Genomic DNA, 1996 nt, shown 5'->3' with positions numbered 1-1996 from the left:
CACCCAAAGGCGCACGGCATGCAAGCTTCTAAGATGCTCGCGTCCACTGTGTAGTTCTCAACATACAACCGGCACCACCCGAACCAACCCAAAACGAGTCAGCCCAACGCGGCCCGAAAGAAACCAGCCACCGACAAAAAGCCGGCCCGGCCCGGTCCCTCAGGACCCAACAGCGTACACACCCAACCACACCACACGAGACCACACGTTTCCAACCACCAGCCCAAAAGCCAACAGCGTACTCCACACAACCCCGCACAACGCAATCACTTGTCAAATGTTCCACCCATGAGCACCACCAAACGACATTCGCGTTTGAAATGGCTGCCTCAACGACCAGAACCAAAAGGCCCTGACCATAGCTGCTCCTTAGAAAGGAGGTGATCCAGCCGCACCTTCCGGTACGGCTACCTTGTTACGACTTAGTCCTAATCACCGATCCCACCTTCGACAGCTCCCCCCAAAAGGTTAGGCCACCGGCTTCGGGTGTTACCGACTTTCATGACTTGACGGGCGGTGTGTACAAGGCCCGGGAACGTATTCACCGCAGCGTTGCTGATCTGCGATTACTAGCGACTCCGACTTCATGGGGTCGAGTTGCAGACCCCAATCCGAACTGAGACTGGCTTTTTGGGATTCGCTCCACCTCACGGTATTGCAGCCCTTTGTACCAGCCATTGTAGCATGCGTGAAGCCCAAGACATAAGGGGCATGATGATTTGACGTCATCCCCACCTTCCTCCGAGTTGACCCCGGCAGTCTCAGATGAGTTCCCACCATTACGTGCTGGCAACATCCGACGAGGGTTGCGCTCGTTGCGGGACTTAACCCAACATCTCACGACACGAGCTGACGACAACCATGCACCACCTGTATACCGACCACAAGGGGGCGACCATCTCTGGCCGTTTCCGGTATATGTCAAGCCTTGGTAAGGTTCTTCGCGTTGCATCGAATTAATCCGCATGCTCCGCCGCTTGTGCGGGCCCCCGTCAATTCCTTTGAGTTTTAGCCTTGCGGCCGTACTCCCCAGGCGGGGCGCTTAATGCGTTAGCTACGACACGGAAACCGTGGAAAGGTCCCCACATCTAGCGCCCAACGTTTACGGCATGGACTACCAGGGTATCTAATCCTGTTCGCTCCCCATGCTTTCGCTCCTCAGCGTCAGTAGCGGCCCAGAGATCTGCCTTCGCCATCGGTGTTCCTCCTGATATCTGCGCATTCCACCGCTACACCAGGAATTCCAATCTCCCCTACCGCACTCTAGTCTGCCCGTACCCACTGCACGCCCGAAGTTGAGCCTCGGGATTTCACAGCAGACGCGACAAACCGCCTACGAGCTCTTTACGCCCAATAATTCCGGACAACGCTTGCACCCTACGTATTACCGCGGCTGCTGGCACGTAGTTAGCCGGTGCTTTTTCTGCAGGTACCGTCACTTTCGCTTCTTCCCTACTAAAAGAGGTTTACAACCCGAAGGCCGTCATCCCCCACGCGGCGTTGCTGCATCAGGCTTTCGCCCATTGTGCAATATTCCCCACTGCTGCCTCCCGTAGGAGTCTGGGCCGTGTCTCAGTCCCAGTGTGGCCGGTCACCCTCTCAGGCCGGCTACCCGTCGTCGCCTTGGTGAGCCATTACCTCACCAACTAGCTGATAGGCCGTGAGCCGATCCCTCCCCGATAAATCTTTCCAGACGCAGACCATGCGGTCACGTCACCTATCCAGTATTAGCTCCGATTTCTCGAAGTTATTCCAGAGGAAGGGGCACGTTGCTCACGTGTTACTCACCCGTTCGCCACTAATCCACCCCAGCAAGCTGGAGCTTCATCGTTCGACTTGCATGTGTTAAGCACGCCGCCAGCGTTCGTCCTGAGCCAGGATCAAACTCTCCATAAAAAACAAAAACACTCACGCACCACGAAAACGCAGCACGCAAATGCAGAGAATGATCCAGACTAACAAACCATCATACTGACGATCCATCAATCCAAAAAAA

The 1996-nt window shown here is 55.6% G+C and carries 1 rRNA gene; it reads right to left on the bottom strand.

The window, feature by feature from the left end:
• Nucleotides 1-373 precede the first annotated feature (373 nt).
• Nucleotides 374-1896 (bottom strand): 16S ribosomal RNA (locus tag F8O04_RS14675).
• Between the last annotated feature and the right edge of the window lie 100 nt (nucleotides 1897-1996).

The organism is Pseudoclavibacter endophyticus, assembly GCF_008831085.1.
In the GTDB taxonomy this organism is placed as follows: Bacteria; Actinomycetota; Actinomycetes; order Actinomycetales; family Microbacteriaceae; genus Pseudoclavibacter; species Pseudoclavibacter endophyticus.
Note: the sequence above shows the minus strand (reverse complement) of the source record. Positions and strands in the feature narration are given on the sequence as shown.